The sequence below is a fragment of the Nitratidesulfovibrio oxamicus genome, from assembly GCF_015731765.1.
In the GTDB taxonomy this organism is placed as follows: domain Bacteria; phylum Desulfobacterota; class Desulfovibrionia; order Desulfovibrionales; family Desulfovibrionaceae; genus Cupidesulfovibrio; species Cupidesulfovibrio oxamicus.
On the sequence record NZ_VRYY01000270.1, the window covers coordinates 1 to 3,482 of the forward strand.

A 3,482-nucleotide genomic window follows, 5' to 3' on the forward strand; every position below is an offset into this window, starting at 1 on the left:
CCCCCCCCGCCGCCCCCCTTTCCGCCGTGGCTTCCGGCCACACCATCCCCGCCTCGCCGCAGATTTCCCCGGAACCCGCGCCGTACGACGACGCCCCCTCCCGCGCCCGGCACGCCGTGCCCTTTCCGCATGCCCCGTCCCCCCTGCCCGATGGCGATACCGCGCAGAGTTTCCGCGTGCTGGCCGATCACCTGGCCGACTGGGAAAACTGGGAGGACGCCAACGGCAAGGTGGTGTTCGTCACCCCCGCCTGCCAGCGCATCACCGGCTATTCCCTGGAATCGTTCCGCGCCAACGCCCGGTTCATCGAGGGCATCATGCACCCCGAGGACCTGCCTTTGTGGCGCAAGCACCGCGACATGGTGGCGTCCGGCGCCGAAATGGTCGAGGTGGAGGTGCGCGTGCGCACCCAGGATGGCCGCGAACGCTGGCTGGCCTGCACCAGCCGCCGCCTGCACGACGCCGACGGCACGTCCCTGGGGGTGCGCTTCAGCGGGCGCGACGTCACCGACCGCAAGATCATGCTCACCCAGATGAAGCACCAGGCCTGGCACGACCCGCTTACCGGGCTGCCCAACCGCGCCCTGTGCCTGGACCGCATCGACCGTTCGCTGCACCGCGCCCGGCGCGGGGCGGACAACGTGTGCGCCGTGGCCTTCCTGGACCTGGACCGCTTCAAGGTGGTCAACGATTCCATGGGCAACTCCGCGGGCGACCAGGTGCTGCGCGAGGTGGCCCGGCGTCTGGCCGAGAACACCCGCACCATCGATACCGTATCGCGCCTGGGCAGCGACGAATTCATCCTGCTGCTGGACGAGGTGCGCTCCGAGGAAGAGGCCCTGATCACGGTGCGGCGCATCTGCGCCTCGCTCGAACCGCCGCTGGAGGTGGCGGGCCGCCAGATCCGCATTTCCGCCAGCGTGGGCGTTGTGATGAACCGGGGCGGCGGCAACGCCGACGAGATGCTGCGCAACGCCAACATCGCCATGCACCACGTGAAGGAGCACGGCGGAGACGGCATGGCGGTGTTCCAGCCTTCCATGCTCGAACAGGCCATGAACCTGATGCAGTTGGAAATCGACCTGCACCGGGCGCTGGACAACAACGAATTCTTCCTGGTCTACCAGCCCATCATGTCGCTGCACGACCGCAAGCTGACCGGGTTCGAGGCGCTGGTGCGCTGGAACCACCCGGAACGGGGCATCGTGGGGCCGTCGGAATTCATTCCCGTCTCCGAATCCACCGGGCAGATCCACCAGGTGGGCCGCTGGGTGCTGGCAGAGGCGTGCCGCGCCCTGTCCGCATGGCGCGAGCAGCAACCGTCCATGCGCGGCGTGATCATGCACGTGAACCTTTCGGCGCGGCAGCTTTCGCAGCCGGGCCTTGTGGAACAGGTTGCCGCCGTGCTGCGCGAAACGGGCCTGCCCGCCAGATGCCTGAAGCTGGAAGTGACAGAAACCATGCTGATGGAAAACCCGGACTACGCCAACCTGGTGCTGCGCAGGCTGAAGGAAATCGGCGTGCGGCTGTGCATCGACGACTTCGGCACCGGGTATTCCTCGCTCAGCTACCTGCAACAGTTCCCCATCGACACACTGAAGGTGGACCAGAGCTTCGTGGCGCGCATGTGCCGCGAGCCGGGGCATTTCAAGATCGTGCAGGCCGTGGTGGCGCTGGCGCACAGCCTTGGCCTGGACGTGGTGGCCGAAGGCGTGGAGGAAGAGGAACAGCGCATCATGCTGTCCGAACTTTCGTGCGAGGGAGGCCAGGGCTACCTGTTCTCGCGTCCGGTGCCGGGCGAGGACGTGCCCGGCCTGTTCGTCGATCGGTCCAGACACTAGGGGCGGCCCCGACCCCGCCGACACCGTTCACGGGGGGCGTTTCCCCCATGCGTTTTCGGGACTAACCCCCTTTCGCCGAGGCTCTTTCGTGGTGTATGCTGCCGGGCGCGGGAAGGATTTGCGCCCCGCGCCTCGCATCCAAGGAGCCGTCATGCGTCATGTGGAGTGGTCGAACCGGTTCAGCGTGGGCGTTACAGAACTGGATGCCCAGCACGCCCGCATCATCGAACTGCTGAACGACATGGCCGATGCCGCCGCCTGCCCGGAGGACGGCAGCCGTCTGCGCGCCGTGCTGTCCGGCCTGAAGGCACATGCCGCCGCGCACTTTTCCGCGGAAGAAGCCGTGGTGGGGCAGGTGGCGCCGGAATTGCTGACCTTTCATCAGGGCGAGCACCTGAAATTTCTTTCGCGGGTGCGCGAATTCACCCTGGCCCTCGACGCGGACGACCACCCGCCCATGCTGCCGCTGGAGATGTTCCACTTCCTGAAGTCGTGGTTCGAAGACCACATCCTGGGCGTGGACATGCAGTACGCGGCGCGGCTGCGTCACGGTTTCGACGGGGGGGGCAGCTCCGCCACGGGTCCGGATACGGATTCCGGCCCGCCGGAATAGTCCGCCCCGGCCCGCGTTTTTCACGCCGCGCTGCATGTGCCCCAAGAGCCAGACAGGCCGTGCTGGCGGTGCTGCCCGCTCCGCAGCCCTTTCGCCATCCCCTTCATCACATCCGTCACGTCCGCAGGCAGGGAGGCCCCGTGCTGCTCAAACTGTATTCATGGAACGTCAACGGCATCCGCGCCCTGAGCGGCAAGCCGGAATGGAACTGGTTCGCCGGGTGCGACGGCCACATCGTGGGCCTGCAGGAAACCAAGGCCGAGCGGGAACAGGTGCCCGCCGCCCACCGCGACCCGGAAGGCTGGAAGGCGTGGTGGCTGGCCTCGCGGGTGAAGAAGGGCTATTCCGGGGTGGCCGTGTTCAGCCGGGTGGAACCGCTGGCCGTGCACCTGGACATGCCGGACCCCGCATGGCAGGGCGAAGGACGGTGCATCCACCTGGAATTTCCGGCCTTCCACTACTTCAACATCTACTTCCCCAACGGCGGTCAGGGCGAGGAACGCCTGAACTACAAGTTGGGCTTCTACGACGCCTTCCTGAACCACGCCGAGGACCTGCGTCGCCACAAGCCCATCGTGGTCTGCGGCGACTTCAACACCGCGCACCGGCCCATCGACCTTGCCCGGCCCAAGGACAACGAGGACGTCTCCGGCTTTCTGCCCGTCGAGCGGGCCTGGATGGACCGCTTCACGGCGGCGGGCTATGTGGACACCTTCCGACTGGTGCAGGGCGACACGCCCCACGCCTATTCGTGGTGGTCGTACAAGACCCGCGCCCGCGAGCGGAACGTGGGCTGGCGCATCGACTATTTCTTCGTGTCCGAGGAACTGCGCGGCGCGGTGCGCGATGCGTGGATAGACATGCACGTCATGGGGTCGGACCACTGCCCGGTGGGGCTGGCGCTGGACGTGGACATGTAGCGGGCGGGACCGGCGCGGGGAACGTCCATGTCCGGACGGCTGGCGCACGGGCACGCGGCCCGCGCATGCACAGGGCGGCACGGCAGGCGCGCTGCCCGCAGCGGTACG

Annotated in this window: 3 protein-coding genes; all 3 read left to right on the forward strand. The window is 67.5% G+C overall.

The features are described 5' to 3' along the window. Positions 1 to 1,841 (forward strand): putative bifunctional diguanylate cyclase/phosphodiesterase (locus FVW20_RS10055; protein ID WP_196609323.1); only part of this gene is annotated, 1,841 nt, incomplete at its 5' end. Positions 1,842 to 1,992: 151 nt separating this feature from the next. Then, entirely contained in the window at positions 1,993 to 2,454 is a 462-nt protein-coding gene (locus tag FVW20_RS10060) for a bacteriohemerythrin (RefSeq protein ID WP_196609324.1), read from the forward strand. A 140-nt stretch (positions 2,455 to 2,594) separates the two neighbouring features. Next, positions 2,595 to 3,374 carry an exodeoxyribonuclease III gene (locus FVW20_RS10065; protein ID WP_196609325.1) on the forward strand — a complete coding sequence of 260 codons (780 nt, stop codon included), beginning with the start codon at positions 2,595 to 2,597 and terminating at the stop codon, positions 3,372 to 3,374. The last annotated feature ends 108 nt before the right edge of the window (positions 3,375 to 3,482 follow it).

What these genes read in the sequence shown, in the direction of transcription:
- FVW20_RS10060 (WP_196609324.1), top strand. Translation starts at nt 1,993, where the DNA reads ATGCGTCATGTGGAGTGGTCGAACCGGTTCAGCGTGGGCGTTACAGAA.